The 17745-nt window shown below is 60.3% G+C and carries 18 protein-coding genes and 1 pseudogene; 10 read left to right on the top strand and 9 right to left on the bottom strand.

Annotation, left to right across the window (positions count from 1 at the left end):
* Positions 1-97 precede the first annotated feature (97 nt).
* From NKJ78_RS12380 to NKJ78_RS12370, 3 genes are all read left to right on the top strand, one after another.
* On the top strand, positions 98-676 hold the full coding sequence (locus NKJ78_RS12380; protein ID WP_023687445.1) for a cytochrome b: 579 nt from the start codon (positions 98-100) through the stop codon (positions 674-676).
* Positions 677-744: 68 nt separating this feature from the next.
* Complete coding sequence (locus NKJ78_RS12375) at positions 745-1320, top strand: YceI family protein (protein ID WP_023681381.1); 576 nt, start codon at positions 745-747, stop codon at positions 1318-1320.
* A 78-nt stretch (positions 1321-1398) separates the two neighbouring features.
* Complete coding sequence (locus NKJ78_RS12370) at positions 1399-2385, top strand: Gfo/Idh/MocA family protein (protein WP_023714484.1); 987 nt, start codon at positions 1399-1401, stop codon at positions 2383-2385.
* A gap of 85 nt (positions 2386-2470) precedes the next feature.
* Here the strand turns inward: NKJ78_RS12370 and NKJ78_RS12365 are convergent, their stop codons facing one another.
* Both NKJ78_RS12365 and NKJ78_RS12360 read right to left on the bottom strand, forming a co-directional pair.
* Positions 2471-3328, bottom strand: coding sequence for an alpha/beta hydrolase (locus NKJ78_RS12365; protein ID WP_245260482.1), 858 nt, complete (start codon positions 3326-3328; stop codon positions 2471-2473).
* Between the two features lie 47 nt (positions 3329-3375).
* Positions 3376-3741, bottom strand: coding sequence for a VOC family protein (locus tag NKJ78_RS12360; protein WP_023672270.1), 366 nt, complete (start codon positions 3739-3741; stop codon positions 3376-3378).
* A gap of 147 nt (positions 3742-3888) precedes the next feature.
* On the opposite strand from NKJ78_RS12360, the gene NKJ78_RS12355 reads away from it, so the two are divergent.
* A complete protein-coding gene (locus NKJ78_RS12355) occupies positions 3889-4197 on the top strand; it encodes a hypothetical protein (protein WP_023739767.1) in 309 nt (102 codons plus the stop codon).
* Positions 4198-4229: 32 nt separating this feature from the next.
* Positions 4230-5120 (top strand): sigma-70 family RNA polymerase sigma factor, encoded by an 891-nt coding sequence (locus NKJ78_RS12350; RefSeq protein WP_023739768.1) that lies wholly within the window; start codon positions 4230-4232, stop codon positions 5118-5120.
* Between the two features lie 30 nt (positions 5121-5150).
* On the opposite strand, the gene NKJ78_RS12345 is transcribed toward NKJ78_RS12350, so the two are convergent.
* Positions 5151-5879 (bottom strand): GntR family transcriptional regulator, encoded by a 729-nt coding sequence (locus tag NKJ78_RS12345; protein ID WP_031198350.1) that lies wholly within the window; start codon positions 5877-5879, stop codon positions 5151-5153.
* 146 nt (positions 5880-6025) lie between these two features.
* Between NKJ78_RS12345 and NKJ78_RS12340 the strand changes: the two genes are divergently transcribed.
* On the top strand, positions 6026-6568 hold the full coding sequence (locus NKJ78_RS12340; protein ID WP_023739769.1) for an autotransporter: 543 nt from the start codon (positions 6026-6028) through the stop codon (positions 6566-6568).
* A gap of 99 nt (positions 6569-6667) precedes the next feature.
* Here the strand turns inward: NKJ78_RS12340 and NKJ78_RS12335 are convergent.
* Positions 6668-6820: pseudogene (locus NKJ78_RS12335) on the bottom strand (LysR family transcriptional regulator); the annotation flags it as partial.
* Positions 6821-7090: 270 nt separating this feature from the next.
* Between NKJ78_RS12335 and NKJ78_RS12330 the strand changes: the two are divergent.
* The 4 genes from NKJ78_RS12330 (at position 7091) to NKJ78_RS12315 (ending at position 14514) form a co-directional block, all read left to right on the top strand.
* Complete coding sequence (locus NKJ78_RS12330) at positions 7091-8470, top strand: integrase arm-type DNA-binding domain-containing protein (RefSeq protein ID WP_352562465.1); 1380 nt, start codon at positions 7091-7093, stop codon at positions 8468-8470.
* 108 nt (positions 8471-8578) lie between these two features.
* A complete protein-coding gene (locus NKJ78_RS12325; RefSeq protein WP_352562464.1) occupies positions 8579-9592 on the top strand; it encodes a winged helix DNA-binding protein in 1014 nt (337 codons plus the stop codon).
* Complete coding sequence (locus NKJ78_RS12320; RefSeq protein ID WP_352562463.1) at positions 9586-10344, top strand: hypothetical protein; 759 nt, start codon at positions 9586-9588, stop codon at positions 10342-10344. Before NKJ78_RS12325 ends, NKJ78_RS12320 begins: the two co-directional genes overlap by 7 nt.
* A 174-nt stretch (positions 10345-10518) precedes the next feature.
* On the top strand, positions 10519-14514 hold the full coding sequence (locus NKJ78_RS12315; RefSeq protein ID WP_352562462.1) for a PIN domain-containing protein: 3996 nt from the start codon (positions 10519-10521) through the stop codon (positions 14512-14514).
* Positions 14515-14567: 53 nt separating this feature from the next.
* Here the strand turns inward: NKJ78_RS12315 and NKJ78_RS12310 are convergent, their stop codons facing one another.
* The 5 genes from NKJ78_RS12310 to NKJ78_RS12290 are packed head-to-tail and all read right to left on the bottom strand — an operon-like array spanning position 14568 to position 17705.
* A complete protein-coding gene (locus tag NKJ78_RS12310; RefSeq protein ID WP_352562461.1) occupies positions 14568-14864 on the bottom strand; it encodes a hypothetical protein in 297 nt (98 codons plus the stop codon).
* Positions 14851-16236 carry a BilD N-terminal domain-containing protein gene (locus NKJ78_RS12305; RefSeq protein ID WP_352562460.1) on the bottom strand — a complete coding sequence of 462 codons (1386 nt, stop codon included), beginning with the start codon at positions 16234-16236 and terminating at the stop codon, positions 14851-14853. Before NKJ78_RS12305 ends, NKJ78_RS12310 begins: the two co-directional genes overlap by 14 nt.
* A 9-nt stretch (positions 16237-16245) precedes the next feature.
* Positions 16246-16767 carry a hypothetical protein gene (locus NKJ78_RS12300; protein WP_352562459.1) on the bottom strand — a complete coding sequence of 174 codons (522 nt, stop codon included), beginning with the start codon at positions 16765-16767 and terminating at the stop codon, positions 16246-16248.
* On the bottom strand, positions 16715-17203 hold the full coding sequence (locus NKJ78_RS12295) for a DUF7665 family protein (protein ID WP_352562458.1): 489 nt from the start codon (positions 17201-17203) through the stop codon (positions 16715-16717). Before NKJ78_RS12295 ends, NKJ78_RS12300 begins: the two co-directional genes overlap by 53 nt.
* A gap of 10 nt (positions 17204-17213) precedes the next feature.
* Entirely contained in the window at positions 17214-17705 is a 492-nt protein-coding gene (locus tag NKJ78_RS12290; RefSeq protein WP_352562457.1) for a hypothetical protein, read from the bottom strand.
* Between the last annotated feature and the right edge of the window lie 40 nt (positions 17706-17745).

Here is a 17745-nt window from a genome sequence, read left to right as displayed (position 1 = left end):
TTCGTAGGGCGCTACCCCCCCACCCCGTCGCTTCGCGCCGACCCTCCCCACAAGGGGGAGGGTGGAAGAAAGCCCAGCTGCCATTCGTTCACCAGCCATGCCGGCATTCATCACCAACAACTCAACCCGCTACGGCTGGGCGGCGATCGTCCTCCACTGGCTGATCGGCATCCTGTTCATCGGCCAGTTCATGCTCGGCTTCATCATGGTGCGGTTGACCAGCCAGCGCACCGCCTTCGAGCTGATCCAGCTGCACAAATCCTTCGGCTTCCTGCTGCTCGGCCTCCTCATCCTGCGCATTGCCTGGCGGCTCGGCAACGCGGCCCCGGCCTTGCCGGCCTCGGTCGGAGGCCTGGAGCGTCGGACGGCGCCGCTGGCGCATCTGGCACTTTATGGCTTCCAGCTCGCGGTGCCGCTGTCCGGCTGGGCACTGGTTTCGGTGTCGATGCTGGAGATCCCCAGCATGCCGTTCAACCTTTTCGTGATGCCGAACCTGCCGCTCGGCGTGTCCGATGCGGCGGAAAACTTCTGGGCGGTAGCACACTGGTATCTCGCCTATGCCGGCATTGCCTTGGTTGCGCTGCATGCGCTGGCGGCGCTGCGGCATCATTTCTGGCTGCGCGACAGCGTGCTCACGCGCATGATCACGCCTTCGTCAGATCAGGACATGGAATAGCGCGCGCCGCGCATTCGTTCATTGGAGTGAGGGCGCAACACTTCGCCTGCCCCAGAAGGACAAAACCCATGTATGCGCGCATCTTCGGATTGGCGGCTGTTGCCGCTTGCCTTGCCATGCCTGTCTCCGCCGCTGTGGACCTCGGCGACGCCGCCGGCAGCTACACGGTCAACCCGGCCAGCTCCAGCATTCGCTTCTCCATCGGCAAGGTCGGTGGCGGCGGCCTCGACGGCGCCTTTGGCCGCTTCAAGGGCTCCATCCGCATCGACAACAGCGATGTCGGCCGTTCCGCGGTCAACTTCACCATCTATCCCGAAAGCGTCGGCACCGGCCAGGGCCGCATCGACGCCTTCCTGCGCTCCGATGCGGTGTTCGACGTGGCCAACAGCCCCGAAATCCAGTTCCGCTCGACCAGCGTAACCCGAACCAGCGACACCACGGCGCTGGTCAGCGGCCGGCTGACGGCGCGCGGCAAGACGTTTGCGGAAAAGTTCACTGCCGAGCTCGGCGGGCTGAAGGGCGGCGTCATTAAATTCCACGTCACCGGCAAGGTGCTGCGCTCCCGGTACGGCATGGATGTCGGCACGCCGATCTATTCGAATATCGTCAATTTCGACATGACGCTGACGGGCAAGCGAGGCTAGCAGGACCAGCGATCCGCATTGGCTTTTCCCGCAATTTCGGGCAAACCTCCTCGCCTGTAAATCGATAGGAGAAGCCTGATGTTCCGATGGGGTGTTTTGTCGACGGCCAAGATCGGCCGCGAGCAATTGTTGCCGGCAATCGTCGAGGCCGAGAATGGCGTTTTGTCCGCGATCGCCAGCCGCGACCTGTCGAAGGCCGAGGCCCTGGGCGAGCGGTTCGGCGCCAGGCATGCCTTTGGTTCGTATGAGGAGCTTCTCGCTTCGAAAGACGTCGACGGCGTCTACATCCCGCTGCCGACCTCGCAGCATGTCGAATGGACGGCCAAGGCCATCGAAGCGGGAAAACATGTGCTGGTGGAGAAGCCGCTGGCGCTCGACGCCAAGGACATCGCGCCGCTGATCAAGCTGCGCGACCAGAAGAAGGTGCTGGTCTGCGAGGCCTTCATGGTCATCTACCACCCGCAATGGATCAAGGTGCGCGATCTCATCGCCGATGGCGCCATCGGCCGGCTGCGCCATGTGCAGGGCGCCTTCTCCTATTACAATGTCGATCCCACCAACATGCGCAACCAGCTCGATCTCGGCGGCGGCGCGCTGCCTGATATCGGCGTCTATCCGACGGTGTCGACGCGGTTTTCGAGCGGCAAGGAGCCGCTGCGCGTGCAGGCGACGATCGAGCGCGACAAGAAATTCGGCACCGACATCTATTCCTCGATCCGCGCCGATTTCGGCGATTTCGAACTGTCCTTCTATCTGTCGACGCAGATGGCGGCGCGGCAGGTGATGGTGTTCCACGGCGAGAAGGGTTTCATCGAGGTGTTCTCGCCATTCAATGCCGGGCTCTACGACCATCACCGCATCGAATTGCACAACCAGAACCATACGGAGGCGCAGGTGTTCCGCTTTCCCGGCACGCAACAGTACCGGCGCGAGGTCGAGACGTTTGCCAGGGCGGCACAGGGCGGCAAGGAGCGTGTCTTCACGCTGGAGGAGTCCGTACTCAACCAGAAGGTCATTGACGCCATCTTCCGCGCCGGTGGCAAGGAAGGCTGGGAGGCCGTCTGATACAGCAATCTTAGCCGGTAATTTCATGGGAGAAGGGCGTCCGCATTGTGCATGCGGACGCTCCTTTCCTATTGGACTGACGATCTCACGCGCCTCTGAGCGTCAGGTGCAAGGTCTCGGCGAAGCGGTCGGGATAGGGCGCAAAGCCCATATGGTCGCCGGGGAAGGCGGCGCGCTTGCTGCCGAGCCTGTCGGCCAGCGCCTTGCCCATGCCGTCGATCGGCTGGCCGATGGACTCTTCGCCTATGCCGACCACGACCGGGCGGCCGCGCAGCGCCTCGATATCAGGACGGTAGAGCGACAGCGGCATGACGCCATGCGCCAGCCAGTATTCGAAATTGCCGCTGACCCTGGCAAAGGTCTCGGCCTCCTCGGGCGACGGTTCGAACGAAGGCGGTCCGTCTTGCGGCTCGTGCGGTCCGGCTTCATCCTGGCCCGGCCCTTCCGACAGGCTGTTCTCGCTGAAGAATTTCTGCATCGCCGCCTCGACGCCCTGGCTGCGATAGGTGTCGTGCAGGTCGCGCATGCCGGCCAGTGACGGCGACGGGTCGTCGAGCAGCATCATGCTGGGCGGCTCATGCGCCACCAGCGCACGAACCCGGCCGGGATGGCGGGCGGCGAGGTTGAGCCCGATCTGGGCGCCGCCGCTGGTGCCGAACACATAGGCCGGTCCGGCGCCAAGCGCCTCGATCAATCGCGCGGCATCGTCGCCATGGACATTGAGGTCCTGCTCTTGCGGCTCTCCGTCGAAGGTGCTGCGCGAATTGCCGCGCGGATCATAGGCGACCACCGTGTAGCGGTCGGCGACGTAGCCCGCGACATCGGCGAAGACGCCGGCGTCCTGCGGTCCGCCGGGGATGATCAACAGCACGGGGCCGGAACCGCGCATCTCATAATAGAGGCTCGCGCCCGGTACTTTCAGCGTCGACGATTGAGGGGTCATGTCCATTTCTCCTGTTGGTTCTGGGAATTCGGTCTGGTGCGTGTCGCTCATTTGCTGGCGACAACCATGCGGTTGCCCTCGCTGTCGCGGAATTCGGCGACCGTGCGGCCCGGCTGCCAAGGCGCTTCCTGCGGCTCGGTGATGATTTCGACGCCGCGCGCCTTCAGGCCCGCGACCGTTGCCTCGACATCGCCATCAACGAGCACCAGCACGGGCTCAGTGCCCGGCGTGTCATCGGGGCGTTTGACGAAATGCAAATTGGTGACGGCGCCGGGAAATGTCAGCTCGATCCAGCGCCAGCCGCTGTCGCCCATCAGCTGGTCCTCCGCCACCTGGCAAGCAAGATGTCCGGTGTAGAAGGCCTTGGCGCGGTCCTGGTCGAACACCGGCAATTCGGCAAACTGGATGTGCATGATGGGTCTCTCCTGCTCCTGGACGGCTGCCGCGCAGCCGTCGACGGGAAAGACGATCCGGACGATCGAAAAGATTCGCCGGGCGACGAATCTTTTCGAGGCCGCGAAACGTCTTCTCTGTGCAGAGTTGAAAAACAGGAGACGACAATGGGCTACAATCTCATCCGCTACGGCGTGAGGGACGAAAGCATCGCCGAGAACCGTATGCTGGTTGCACAGGTGTTCGAGGCGCTCGACGACACGAAACCGCAATCCGTGCGCTACCTCGTCCTGGAACTGGAGAATGGCGAGTTCATCCATCTTGTCAGCCAGGATGGCGACGGCCTGACCGGGCTCGCAGCCTTCAAGGCCTTCAGCGCCGATCATGCCGGGCGCCGCTCGACGCCGCTTGCCAGATCGCCGGCAAAGATCGTCGGCAATTATCGTATGCTGGCCGGCGAGGTCGTGCCGGCTTGAATGCAAAGACCGGCATCTTGGGAACGGACAGGATGAACACAGCAAAACTCGACCGCGTGGCCCTGGAGGCGATGCTCGGCTCCTTGCGACCGAAGCTGCACCGCTACTGCGCCCGCATGGCCGGCTCGGTGATCGATGGCGAGGACATCGTCCAGGAGACACTGATCAAGGCACTGCAGGCCATCGACGGCGACGCCGCCGTCGAGCGTCCGGAGCAATGGCTGTTCCGCATAGCCCACAATGCCGCGCAGGATCATCTGCGCCGGCGCCAGCGGGAGCAGGCGCGCATGAGCGAGACCGACATGACGACGATCGAAGACCCCTCCGCAAGCGCCGATGCGAGGCTCGCCACCGCCGCCAGCCTGCGAAGCTTCATGCAGCTGGCAACAGTGCAGCGCAGCGCCGTGATCCTTGTCGACGTGCTTGGCCTCAGCCTGCACGAAACCTGCGAAGTGTCCGGCGCGACACTGGCCGCGACCCAGGCGGCGCTGCATCGCGGGCGGTCGCAGCTGCGCCTGCTGGCCTCACAGGAGGAGCAGGCGCCTGCCCCAAAACTCGACATCAACGACGAGCGGCGCCTGCGCCGCTATGTCGACCTGTTCAACGCGCGCGACTTCGACGCCGTGCGCGCGTTGATCGCCGAGGATATCCAGCTTGAAGTCGTCAACCGCACCCGCATGCGCGGCAAAGCGCAGGTTTCCAACTATTTCGGCAATTACGACCGTGTCCAGGATTGGGCGCTGTCGCTCGGCTTCGTCGACGGCAGGCCGGCCATCCTGATCCGCAACCCGCAAGCGGGAGATGACGCCGTGCGCGGCTTCATGCTGGTCGACTGGCAGGATGGAAAGGTCAGCCATATCCGCGATTTCCGCTACGCGCCCTATTGCCTTGCCGATGCGGACATCCGCTTCATCGACGGGTAAGCATCGGCCAGAGAGCGCAGGCTTCGCGCCTCAGGCGAAGCTTTGCAAATTGGCGTCCTGCAGCTTGGAGCCGGCGAGCAAGGTCTCGAGCACCTGCTTCTTGAGCGACAGGCACTGCGAGCGGGCAAGCTTTGCGATGGCCGAGACCTCGGCCAGCTCGCAGGCAAGCACCAACTCCTTCTGCTGGCCGATGATCGCTTGCGTGAAGTCGCGCGATTTGAAGCCGAGATGGAGGACACGCTCCGACTGGTCGAGCGTTTGGTCGAGCAGGCGAACCAGCCGCAGATTGCCGGAGAGTTCGGCCAGGGCCAGGCGAAAGGCGCGGTCGGCCGCCAGAAAGGCGACATGGCTGCGCAGCGTCTCCGGCTTCAGCACCTTCTGCGCCGCCAGCCTGATGTCGTCGAGCCCGCGTTCGGTGAGGTTTGCCGCGGCCACCCGGAACACTTCCGGTTCGATTAGGCTGCGGACGTCGAAGATCTCGTTGACGTCGCGCAGGCTAAGCGGTGCGATGACATAGCCGCGGCGCGGCTCGCTCTTGATCAGCCCTTCCTGCGTCAGGCGGGCCAAAGCCGAGCGGATCGTCGCCTTTCTGATCTGGTAGCGGTCGCCGATCTGCTTTTCGGTCAGGCTTTCGCCGGGTTGCAGGACGCAGGCGACGATGTCGCTCTTCAGCTGCTCATAAGCTTCCTCGCTGCGCAATATGTCGGCGGTCGACGGCGCCTTGACGGCGGACGGTGACACTGATTTCGGAGGAGCCATATCTGCCTGCCCGTGTGGTCTGCCCGCGTGGTCTGCCCGCGTAGTCTGCTTGCCCGTTCGACCATCCGGTTGACGGGTCTGCCGGCATTCGCTAACCTGAGCATCTCAGTTGTATTGGTTGAGCTTCCCAATGGAGATGACGACAAATGTCTCTTGCCGCCAACTCGCCTCTCTACGCCGTAACCTCCGATATCGTCAACGCAGCCAAAGGTGCTCATGCCTTCGAACGGGTCAAGGCGGTGCTGCGCGAACACACCGATCGCTTCCATGCATCAGGCGTGCTCGCGCATGAGGAAGACGACGATGAGGTGCTGCTGCATGCCAGCCCTGACTTGACCATCTACCACATCACGCTGTCGCCCGGCCTGCAGTACCCGCCGCACAACCATCTGATGGATGCGCTGATCGGCATCTACAAGGGCAGCGAGACCAACTTCATCTATCCCGTCGACGGCAGCGAGATCGATGCGCCGGAACGCCACGACATCGCGGCGCCCGCGGTGGTGCATATTAACCCGGATACGGTGCATGCGGTCGCCAACACCGGCAGCGCCCGCTCGGGCGCACTGCATGTCTATCTCGGCAATCTGACGGAGACCCACCGCCACATGTGGAGCCCGGACAGCACCCACGCCGAGCCGTTCGACAATGAGCGGTATCTGGCTGGGGCGAGGCCGATTGGGCCCTGATCCGGGAAAGCGGAAGAAAAGTGAGCCTGCTGCGCGGCGGCGCGAGCGAGCGTTCCGCGTCGCCGCGCCCAGATAACAGTCGCCGCGTACCGGACCATTTCAAGAACATCGCAGCGCGTTTATAGCGCAGTCAGGCTGACGACTGGGGTAATAAATGAAGAAGCCCGGAATAGGCGGCGTCCAGTTCTCCAGTACTCGAATGAGGCGGTGCTCAGCAACATGCTCTTCATATGCGAGCCCAAGACCGGCTAGCGGATCGCAGGAAATCACAGTTTCGGCGGGAATGGCGCGCCCGAAGAGATTCGAACTCCTGACCCCCAGATTCGTAGTTTATTCTTATAACTATCCGGATTTATCCAATTGTTCGCCGCGCTCGATAATTTACGTGTTCTTCCATATAGTTGAATATAGCCTCGCATTTCGGCGTAGACATACCGTTTGATCTCGTGCGAGTCTAAAACCGGCTGAAAAACCGGCTTAATTTTTCCGACCGGCATACCCTAGACTTGCAGGAAGTGCACTATGGCCGACATTCGTATCCTCCTTAACGACAGGTCGATCACTGACCTGAAGGCACCCAGTGCGGGACAGTACCGTGCTCGCGACACACAGCTTAAAGGGTTCCACGTCATCGTTGGCAGACGAACCAAAACATTCGCCGTTCAAGGGGACCTGCGGAAGGACGGCAAGCGCGTTGCCTCGATCTCAGTTCGGATCGGTGACGTGGGGACCACATCCACTCGCGAAGCGCGCACGACCGCGAAGGCGTACCTCGCTCAGATATCCCGGGGCGAACACCCCAATCCGAAAGCCGCTGACATGGCGGCCCGCGGAAATGAAGCTTCACAAACTAGCGAGGACCAGCCAACGCGGCGTGAGGATGATGCCACCTCGAAAGGGGTCACCCTACGGAAAGCGTGGGAGCGTTATCGCGACGCCCACCTCATCCGGAAAGGCCGGAGCGAGGGGACAATTGAGGGCTACCGTGACCATGTCGAACGCCTCTTCAAGGATTGGCTCGACGCGCCCCTGCAGGAACTCGCCGACGATCCGGCCAAAGTCATCGCTAGGCACGACGAACTCACCAAACAACGTGGCCCCTACATTGCCAATGGCAGCATGCGTACGCTGCGCGCCGTCTACAATCATGCGCGTAAGGCGCATCGCTATCTCCCGGCCGACAATCCCGCGAGCGTCGTTGACTGGAACTCGGAGGAACGTCGGAATACCGCAATGGGCCTAAATGACTTACCCCATTGGTTCCAGCAAGTCGCGGCGCTTCCAGGCCCCATTCGACGCGAATTCCATCTGTTCTCGCTACTTTCCGGCTGCCGGCCAACTGCGTTGATGGAGGCACAGCCGCAGCATCTAGATCTTCGTCGCCGCGTACTTCACATACCGCGGCCGAAGGGCGGAGCCGACCGTGCGTTCGACATTCCACTGTCGCGCCAGATGATCTTGTGCCTCATCCGAGTGATCCGCTTTGCCCACTACTTATATCCTTGTGAAGCCAATAACTGGCTTTTCCCTGCGGACAGTGACAGTGGACATCTGGCCGAACAGAAGGAAGACCGGGATGTGCTGGCCAAATGGGGTAATGACCTGCGGCAGACGTTCAGAACGCTAGCAACGCCTGCCGGCGTATCGGAGTTCGACGCGCGCCTGCTGATGAACCATGCCATTCCAGGGGTCAACGCGGGCTATATTTCCCGGCATAAGTTGCTTGAAGACCACCTTCGCGTCCAACAGCAGGCGATCAGCAGCACGATGTTTGGTGCTTTACGTGATCTGATCGTTAGGGAGGCGGCCGTTCGCTCCTGGCTCGGCCCGCGCGCCACGCGGCAGGCAATAGAGGACGCCAAACGGGATGCCGACGAGGCGGCCTTGCGCACAGCCGCCTAGACAAGAGGAAATTGTGCAGACTTGGCAGGTCGCCGCCGCGCTTAGGCTAAAGAAGCGTAGGGATGCTAACGACGTTGTTGCATAATAACACTAACGGTGTTAGCGTGCATGGCGATGTTAGGGATAGAGCACATTACCCCTGAGGGATCATTCGCCGAGGCGCTACAGCGCTATCTCGGAGACACGCTTCATGACCGCATTCCAATCATGGAATTTGCGGATGGACGCAGCCTTCCGTCATTTCTCGCACGAACCTACACCTTCTACGAAGCCTGGATAGCCGGAAGGCGGTGCGTCTTTCTTGCGGCTTTGAACAATGCCGCTACCCCTTCCGACATTGCCAAGCACATCAGCCTGATCCGCAACTCTGTTGATGCGATCGTTGTCTTCGCAACGCCGTCGCTGAGCGCGCACAACCGATCGCGTCTAATTGGTCAGGGCGTGCCGTTCGTCGTACCGGGCAACCAGCTCTATATCCCAGACCTCGCCATGGATTTGCGCGAGCATTTCCGCGCTCTCAAGCAACGGCATGCGAAGGGCCTGTCGCCGGCGGCTCAAGCCGTTTTGTTCGATCACCTTTTGCGGCACGACGACAATGCTACCACCCCATCATTCATCGCAGCGCGGCTACACTATTCGGCGATGTCGGTTGGCCGCGCTTTCGACGACCTGGTCGCATCCGGCCTCGCGCAAACCGAAAAGCACGGCAAGGAAAGGCATATTCGATTTAAGGCAAAAGGACGCCAGCTATTAGAGACCGCGCGCGATCTCCTCCGCAGCCCTGTACGGTCTGTGAAATTCGTCCAAGGCGATCACTTCCGATCTCCGCTAAAGCGAGCCGGAGAAACAGCACTCGCCGAATTGACGGACTTGTCCAGGCCTTCCGTAGGCATCTTTGCGGTAGCCGCCAGTGATTGGAAAGCCACCGCACAGGCGTCCGGCTTTGTGGAAACCAGCCGGGATCAAGCCGATTTCATAGTCGAAACATGGTCATACGATCCTGCCGCACTGACCGACACTGACACCGTGGATCCTCTGTCGCTTTATGCGCAGTTGCGGGATCATCGCGATGAACGTGTTGCGATGGCGGCGGAACATCTCTTGGAGAACACCCCATGGTAGCCGGCATCGAGAAATTCCGCGAGCATTTCGCAGGACATGAAGACCACTACGCCATCATCGGCGGCGCCGCCTGCGACCTGCTATTCGATGCAGCCGGTCTCCAATTCAGAGCGACCAAAGATATCGACATGGTGCTCTGTGTCGAGGTGGTCGATCCCGCATTCGGAGCCGCCTTCAAAGCGTTTCTGGATGCAGGCGGATATCAGGCGCGAGAGCGGAGCGATGGCAAGAAGGAATTCTATCGTTTCCATCGGCCGTCGGATCAAAGCTTCCCCTTCATGATCGAGCTCTTTTCGCGCAAACCGGGGACGCTCGACCTCCCAGAAGATGCGGGGCTAACCCCCATCTCCGTGGAAGAGGATATAGTCAGCCTCTCGGCCATCCTTCTCGATGAGGGTTACTACGATGCGCTGCAGGCAGGAAAACGCAAGCTAGAGGGCGTCACAGTCATAGACGAAACGTTGCTCATTCCGTTCAAGGCCCGTGCTTTCCTTGATCTAACGCGCCGCTCGGAGGCTGGTGAAAAAATCGATAGCAAGACCATCAAGAAACATCGCAATGATGTGTTTCGCTTGACCCAATTGCTACCTGGAGATGCCTCGATCAAGCTCGCCGATCCAATCCGCGAAGATCTCCGAAGATTCCTCGAATTGGCTCAAGCTGACGAGTCCCTTGACCCCAAAGCATTTGACGTCCCCCTCGCCCGCGACGAAGCCATCTCCCTGCTACGATCAGCCTATGGGGTGGACTAACAGTGTCAGTCACATTGCAAAGAGGAGGGTTGGATAGCTACATCCTACCTGCTCCTAAGCATCACCATTTCCGCTTCGAAATAGTCTGAGACCTTACTTAGATCAATCACCGCAGTCCTGAAGCTGTTCGCGCAGTAGCCGGATGATTTCGGCCCTACATCGTAAAGATCGCCAATGTCTCTTCTAGCCGCCACACAGATTCCGAAGCCGGCAGATGAGCAGGCCTTTGAACGTGCTTCCATCGTGCTTTGGCGCGGTCTTTTGGGCGATCCCAATGTGCAGCGCAATGGCCGCCGGGGGCAGCGTCAAAACGGGGTCGATCTCTTTGGACTCCGCAACAGCGACCCGGAGCATCATGTCGGAATCCAATGCAAGCTGAAAGGTGATGGTCACAGCCTTACAGAGGAGGAGGTGCGCGGTGAGGTCGCGAAAGCGCTAGCCTTCAGGCCTCGGCTCAAAGAATACTTTGTGATCACGACCGCTCCTGACGATGTCGCCATGCAAGAGTTGGCGCGCGAGCTCACGGCCGAGCTTAACAAAGCAGGTACGCCGCTGCTGGTGTATGTCTGGGGATGGAATACCCTTGAGGAAAGGATCACCGAGGATGCGGCCGCAAGAAAGGTCTTCGACCCGACCTTTGGGCCGTTCAGCGAGCAAATCCTCGCGGAAACCCAACGAATTACATCCGGTCAGAGTGAAGCCCGAAGTGAGATAGGTGCTGGGCTCTCTCGTATCGAAGCACAGCTCGCGGATGTCGCAACGAGGCTTCAGACGACACCCGGCGACACGACAACCACTGCCAATGCTGTTGAGGCTCACCTTGACGCAGAGATAGACAATTACCGGGAGATGGCGAACGACGGACGGCCCCGCGCGGCATTGCCGTTCCTCCAGAATCTTTTGGCACGGGTCAATTCGTCGGCTTCTGGCCGCATCCTCTTTCGCATCAAGGCAAATATCGGTTCATGCTTGCTCGCGCTAGGCGAGGACGACAAGGCGGCTTCGATGCTGTCGGAAGCCTACGACCACGCTCCGAGCGAACCCAAAGCCATCGCCAACAAGGCTTTTTCTCTTCTTCTGCGGGGGCAATGGCAGGAGCTTCTCTCATTCGGCACGGAAGCGCTCAAGGCCGATCCAACGAATGAAGGACTGGCCGGCTATTTGGTTCAAGCGGCTCGATTCGATACTTCGATCGACGAGCCGCTTGATCTCGTGCCGGAAGGCCTAAGGGGGGCGGCCGAGGTCGCGATCGGCCGGGTAGATTTCATCCGTCGGCGCCGGTCAACAGGAGATTGGTGGGAGCCTGCGCGCCAAGCGGTCGCCGCACATCCCAGTGATCCGCATGCCATTCAGTTCGCCGCTGAGGCGGACATCGACGAAATCGTAACGAGTGAGAGCTTTCAGCACACTAGGCGCCTGACACCTGATGAGCGCGCTCGTCTGCATAGCGCAGCAGCAACCCTGATTGTCATATGGAACAAGGCGAGATCCAGTGACGGCGTGCTGCGCCCCGAGGATGCGGCTATGTGCTCCAACATCATAGTGACGCTGCATGCGCTAGACGATCTTCCGCGAGCCCTGGAGATTGCCCGGCAGGGCCTTGAGCTAGCGCCAGACGACGTGTCGATCCTCACTCGTGCCGCTATGATCGCAATCGACAGTCAAGATGACGTTTTGGCCGCTGAACTTCTCCCAAAGCTGCCCGATGGGCCGGAAGCCGCCGTTCTCGCCTTCCGCCTTTATTCCGAACAGAAGAACTGGAGCGAGCTCGCAAATCTCTATTCAGCGAAGGCAGAGCACATTCCCGAAGTCGAACGCCTCGTTGTGGCAGCGGCGTCGAGGCTCGCGGCTATCAGAACCGGAGAACCCGACGCCAGGCATGATGCCCTGGAAAGCTTAGCGCGCGATGTAGCCGCTGATGCCCGCGCTAGTATCTTGGTCGCCGATTTCGCTCGCATAGACGGCTTCGACGATATCGCGGAGGCGGCATTTCACACCGCCCTTAGACTTATCGACGACAACGCGCATTTCGCAAGCCGGATGATGGTGGCGCTGCATGCTGGCCGCCGGGGTGATTGGTCAGTCGTGGCCGATTTGCTGGATGGTCACATCGCAGAAGATCACGACAGCGAAGAACTTCGTACGCTGGCTCGGGCCTTCGTGAACGACAGCCCGATCCGACAGCGGGCTCTCAGCTTCTTCGCTCGCCTGGCCCCGCCCATTCGTGACCTTCCATTCTTTCTGCACGCAGAAGGACTGCTGCATTTCAACCATGGTGATCTTCCCGCAGCCGAAACGATCCTTCGGAAGGCGGTCGAAGCGCAGCCCGAATTGGACAATTATCTCGCCTTAATATCGGTTCTGCGTAGAAGCCAACGCGGCGACGAAGTCAAACCGATTCTGGATGGCATAGACCTCGCCACCGCGCGCGGCACTACCATCCAGAAAATGCATGTTGCACAGCTGCTGCGTGCGGCGGGAGAGGGGCCGAAAGCCCTTGCCTACGCTTACGACGTCCTCCAAGCGGCCAGGAACGATCCAGAGGCGGCGCTTGGCTATTTCGGGCTCATCATGATGAATCCCGATGACGGTCTCATTCCAACCGTCCATACCGTCGGAACTGATACTTTTGTTCGCCTCGAGGGTGAGCATGGCCAGAACAACTCATTCCTCATCACGGAAAACGACGACCGGCCCGCCGAAGGGATATTGAGCTTAGCTCACCCGACCGCCGTCGCGGCCAAGGGGCTCAAGGTCGGCGACACATTCGATATGCCCGCAGGCTTCGGCAACAATAGGACGTGGCGCATCGCGGAGATCAAACACAAATTCCTGCACGCGCTGCACGACGTCATGGAGAATTTCGAGAAGAGGTTTCCCGACGCCAAGGGCTTCTACACCGTCACCATGGAAGACGGTGACGTACAGCCGGCGCTGGATCAAGTGCGTCGGGCTTCCGAAAACAATCGCAAGCTTGCCGATCTATATCTCGTGCAGAACGTGCCGTTGAACATGGTCGCGGACCATCTCGGCGGCGACACGATCGGATTCGTTGAATACATTCGCTCCCTTGATGCTGACATCCGAACTTGTGTCGGCATGGAGGTCGAGCGCCTAGCAGCCAGAGCGCTCATTGTTCAGCACCGAGCCGCAGGTGCGGTGCTAGACACCTATACCGCATGGACTGTTGCAACGATGGGCGCCTTCGATGTCCTAAAGGCGATATTCGGCACGCTCGTAGTGCCTCAATCGGTTATCGACGAACTGCGAATTCTCAGAGACAAGCAGGAGTGGACCGGTGAGCCCTCGATGACAATCGCTTGGCACAATGGGCAGTACATCAGGCAAGAGCATACCCCGGAAGACGTCGCCGCTCGCCACAGCTTCATAGCCGAACAGCTCGCTAAGATCGAGGCCGCTTGCGGGGTCCGTCCGGCGACAGCGCCAGACACACCATCCGAGGCGGCCTCGCTGATCACGGGAATGTTCGGTACCCATGTTCTTGATGCAGCCAATTTAGCGACCGATGGCTACCTGCTCGTTTCAGAGGACATGAATTTCCGCCAATGGGCCGAAATGGCTTCATCTGTGAAGGGCGTATGGCTTCAGCCCGTCTTCGCCTTCGCGCAGGAAACTGAAGAAATCAGCGACGACCGATATGCCAGTTTACTCGTGAAGCTCGCCTGGCGGCGCCACGGCCACATAGCGATCGATCCACAAGCACTTCTGGATGCGTTCCAAGCCGACACCGCCACCGATCTGCCAGATTTCCAAGCACTCGCGAACTTCATCGGCACTGGAAATGCCGAGATGAAATCTCACCTTGATGTTCTGATGACCTTTCTAAATCACATATGGAAACACAGGCCTGCTTTCGATGTGAAGACGCTGAAAGCGACGGGGATACTTCTCGAGAAGCTGATCCGGCATACCGGCGAGACTTGGGCTTTGACAGTAGCGTTCATAAAAAGGGGGGCGGACAATGCGCTTCGGCAGTACATCGACAACTGGGTCCGAGGGCATTTCCTGTCGGCTCACGATTTGGCTCATGCGGAGGTCGAAATTTCAGAGATCACCCGTGGTGTTAGGGCCCGTCGCGCCGGACAGTTCGGCTCGAGTGCTGTAGCTAGAAAAACGGGGAAGGATCGAAGGTCGAGACGACGAGAGTGATGATGCTTGACCGTCACCAAACCGCCCTGGTCCGTGATGGATGGGACGTATTCTTAGCCGAGAGGACCATTAGGCGGGCGCGTATCGTGGTTCCAGGTACAATGCTGTCCGCGTAAATCCGGCTGGAGTGGAAGGCTTGCTTCGCTCTGTTTGAGGCGACGCAGAAAGACAATCTTGACGTTACCGAGTGGCTGGACTGGTTTCTCGGCTACCTGGATCGTGCGTTCGACGGTGCCGAGAAGACCCGGGCTGCCGTGTTTAAAAAGGCAGAATTCTGGAAGAAACACGCAGCAGCCAAAATCAAGGAGCGCCTGCGCCATATCCCGGTCCTGCTGTTTATTGGCGACCATGGACCTCTGAAAAGCCTGGATTGAAAGTCGAAAAATCGCGCGTCTGCTGTGCAGCACGCAAACGTGTCGGATCGATCAGGTTCAAGTCGATCAGCCGATGCAGCGGGCCACCGTGGAGGAGGCGCAAGACCTCACACAGAACAAGCGTTGCAGCGACCGCGCCAACAAAGGGCGCTCCCACTGCCTTGCCAGCAAGGAGGGTAACGCCGCACTGATCCAAAGATCCATCGGCGAGCATGCTGCGATACGCTGCGGCTTCCAACGCTTGCGGCGTGGCACTTTCGGCCTCCTTCCACAGTTCAGACGCGGTAAGTTCGCCTGGCAAGGTATGGACCAGCATACTGCGAAAATCCTGATGGCTTCGCCCAAGTCCGGCTTCGACAACGAAGTCGAACCCCACTTGATCGAGCGCTCGCCGGCCTTGCGCATTATCCATGCCGCAGAGTGCGATAGCTGGCTCGTCGTGACGGCGGCGAAACTGCTGATCGAACAAGCGTTCCGTGATAGTCGTCTCGAAGCCGCGCCGATCCGCCCATGCTGCCATCGCGCGGGTCTTCTTCAAGCCAATCATCGTTCGATCGGAGAGAACCGAGGTGCTCTCGGTCGAACCGGTGATCTTGTCGTTGTCTTGCAAGACAAGCTGTACCTTAACGTCGGCCGAGAACGGCAACAGCCCAAGCCCCCAGAGATACGCTTGCCCCAGATGACCAAGTCCGACCAGCCAGAGCCGCGTTGGCAAGTAGCGCAACGCCGGAGCCGCGCTATCGTTTTCGAACCAGTCGACTGAACGCTCAATATCCCACAAGTTGAGCCCGACGCTTCGCCGGCCGGCAGCCGCCATTTCCCCTGAGAAGTGCAAGAAGGCTTCGTTTACCGCCAGTGCGGCGGCAAGCATCGCCGACAACGGCATAGTGGGAATTTCTCCCGCTCCGAGACCAGGTTTGTGACCGGGAACAATACCGCCACGCCAGCCATCGAATACGGCCCGAACCTCAAAGCGATCGATACGCGCACGCACTGGTCCGCCTATGACGATGTGCGGCACGTGTGCCGATGGGGCGGGGCCACACGTTCCACCCAGCGTCGCAATTGCCTCTGCCAGCGTCCTTCCAAAGAGCAGCGGCGAAAGAAGCGGTGTATCGAGCGGCCCATCAACAAAAACGCCGCCGAGGAAAACGCGGCGGCCAAGCGCGACGGCCGTCAGAAGAGCCGTCTGATGGTTGCGATCTTTCGCTTCGTTCGCCCCGATCGTCAGCGCGATCCGGTAACCGTGCAACAGCCTTTCAGATTCTGCGATGCTCGTTGCGGTGCCGTTGTCGAGGGCGCGCTTAGCCAGGCGGTGCAATTCATCTGCGGGTGCCATTGTATTCATAGCTGTTCCTCAAAATCCAATGCTGAAAAATTCACGCCGCTGGCCACGCGGCACCGTCAGCCATTCCCCGCCGCCGAGGTAACGATAGATGCCGATCTCCTCATGAGCGATAGGCGCCCGCGCGAAACGCGGAAGGATCAAGGCGAGATGGCCGGCCTGCGACACCATGGGGTAGGCTCGGTCTGACCTGCTCTGACCTGAGTCTCCCGGGTGGACATGCACATCACCGATAACCGTCAGCTTGCGCTGACGACAGAGCGCCCAGAGTTGCCCGAAATACTTGCCATCGAAGCGAACAATGCCGGTGTCGAGACTTTGCGGATCGAGATCGTCATACAAAACGAAATCGATGATGCGCGCCGCTCCGGCCGCCTCGATATAGCCGATGAGGAACGCACCGCTTTCCCGCGTTTCGTCGCGGCCGCGCTCTCGCAGCTTTCTCGTCAGCCTCCGCCAAAAAAGCCAAGAGCAAGAAAGCTCACGCCGCGGCGCAAGCCACCGGCTGATAGTCGCCGCAATTGAGAAGTTCATGGACGATCTCCAAATATTGAAGGATGCCGCGATCAGGTCGCCAGATCATCGTCGGCGTTTCCTGCAGCCAGTTGTCGTGACCTTCACGGCTGACGCGGTCACACGGCAGGTAGAGGGCACTACCGTCTTTCCAGTCGGGGCGGAACACTGCCTTGACCCGGCCGCCTTTGCTTTTCGGCCACTGACCGATGGCAGGTGCCGTATTGCGCTCCGCATCCCATACCCGCGCCGTCGGCGCGGTGGCTGGATAGCCCGAGCAGTCGAACCGCAGGGCGAATTCATGCCCGTCGCTGGCAGTTACCCCGATAACGGCGATCGGCCAGGCGATGTTGATGAGGCGAAAGCGACCTTCCGATTGCGCGAGCCGAAAAGCGGGTTTCCCCAAATCAGCCCGCAGGGCCCGCTCATCGGGCCCCGCTTGCGTCGACGTGGCCATGCGACGTCCCCTAGCCGTTGACTTTCGGGGTCGTCACCAAGTCGAACTCGACGCGGCAGCGCGGATGCTCGACCAGCGTGCCGATATGCGTGCTGGGTTCGGGCTGATTCGTCGTGCCGGTGACTTGGAGGTGATGGTGGCTTGCCTCCTCGTCGGTCATGCCCAGCTTGCGCACGGCGACCCAATGCTTGACGCGCGCGATCGTCGCGCCCGGAGCGAATGCGTCGTGAAAGCTCTTGTCCTTGAAGTGGACGACCACCTCGACCTTACGGCAGCGGTGAATGTGAACTTTCACACCGGAACGGCCGGCCTTGGACCGGACCTTGGCCTTGGCCTCCACCGGATCGTCCTCGTCTTCGACGAAGAGGAAGGCCTTGTCGGAGATGCCGTGCTTCTTAGCGATCAACGACTGGAGAGAGGCGAATGCCTCTTCGGCGCCGATTTCAAGGTGCTCGAAAGAGCGGATGGTCTCGCCCTGGTAGTAGATGTCGATGTTGTCCATAGTTTTCAGATCCCTAAGGGAGGCGAGAAGGTTGGCTTCA

It is taken from the genome of Mesorhizobium sp. M0037 (assembly GCF_040323635.1).
GTDB lineage: Bacteria > Pseudomonadota > Alphaproteobacteria > Rhizobiales > Rhizobiaceae > Mesorhizobium.
Note: the sequence above shows the minus strand (reverse complement) of the source record. Positions and strands in the feature narration are given on the sequence as shown.

Coding starts and splice junctions, on each gene's coding strand:
- NKJ78_RS12380 (WP_023687445.1), top strand. CDS start 98: ATGCCGGCATTCATCACCAACAACTCAACCCGCTACGGCTGGGCGGCG.
- NKJ78_RS12375 (WP_023681381.1), top strand. CDS start 745: ATGTATGCGCGCATCTTCGGATTGGCGGCTGTTGCCGCTTGCCTTGCC.
- NKJ78_RS12370 (WP_023714484.1), top strand. CDS start 1,399: ATGTTCCGATGGGGTGTTTTGTCGACGGCCAAGATCGGCCGCGAGCAA.
- NKJ78_RS12365 (WP_245260482.1), bottom strand. CDS start 3,328: ATGACCCCTCAATCGTCGACGCTGAAAGTACCGGGCGCGAGCCTCTAT.
- NKJ78_RS12360 (WP_023672270.1), bottom strand. CDS start 3,741: ATGCACATCCAGTTTGCCGAATTGCCGGTGTTCGACCAGGACCGCGCC.
- NKJ78_RS12355 (WP_023739767.1), top strand. CDS start 3,889: ATGGGCTACAATCTCATCCGCTACGGCGTGAGGGACGAAAGCATCGCC.
- NKJ78_RS12350 (WP_023739768.1), top strand. CDS start 4,230: ATGAACACAGCAAAACTCGACCGCGTGGCCCTGGAGGCGATGCTCGGC.
- NKJ78_RS12345 (WP_031198350.1), bottom strand. CDS start 5,879: ATGGCTCCTCCGAAATCAGTGTCACCGTCCGCCGTCAAGGCGCCGTCG.
- NKJ78_RS12340 (WP_023739769.1), top strand. CDS start 6,026: ATGTCTCTTGCCGCCAACTCGCCTCTCTACGCCGTAACCTCCGATATC.
- NKJ78_RS12330 (WP_352562465.1), top strand. CDS start 7,091: ATGGCCGACATTCGTATCCTCCTTAACGACAGGTCGATCACTGACCTG.
- NKJ78_RS12325 (WP_352562464.1), top strand. CDS start 8,579: ATGGCGATGTTAGGGATAGAGCACATTACCCCTGAGGGATCATTCGCC.
- NKJ78_RS12320 (WP_352562463.1), top strand. CDS start 9,586: ATGGTAGCCGGCATCGAGAAATTCCGCGAGCATTTCGCAGGACATGAA.
- NKJ78_RS12315 (WP_352562462.1), top strand. CDS start 10,519: ATGTCTCTTCTAGCCGCCACACAGATTCCGAAGCCGGCAGATGAGCAG.
- NKJ78_RS12310 (WP_352562461.1), bottom strand. CDS start 14,864: ATGGTCGCCAATAAACAGCAGGACCGGGATATGGCGCAGGCGCTCCTT.
- NKJ78_RS12305 (WP_352562460.1), bottom strand. CDS start 16,236: ATGAATACAATGGCACCCGCAGATGAATTGCACCGCCTGGCTAAGCGC.
- NKJ78_RS12300 (WP_352562459.1), bottom strand. CDS start 16,767: ATGAACTTCTCAATTGCGGCGACTATCAGCCGGTGGCTTGCGCCGCGG.
- NKJ78_RS12295 (WP_352562458.1), bottom strand. CDS start 17,203: ATGGCCACGTCGACGCAAGCGGGGCCCGATGAGCGGGCCCTGCGGGCT.
- NKJ78_RS12290 (WP_352562457.1), bottom strand. CDS start 17,705: ATGGACAACATCGACATCTACTACCAGGGCGAGACCATCCGCTCTTTC.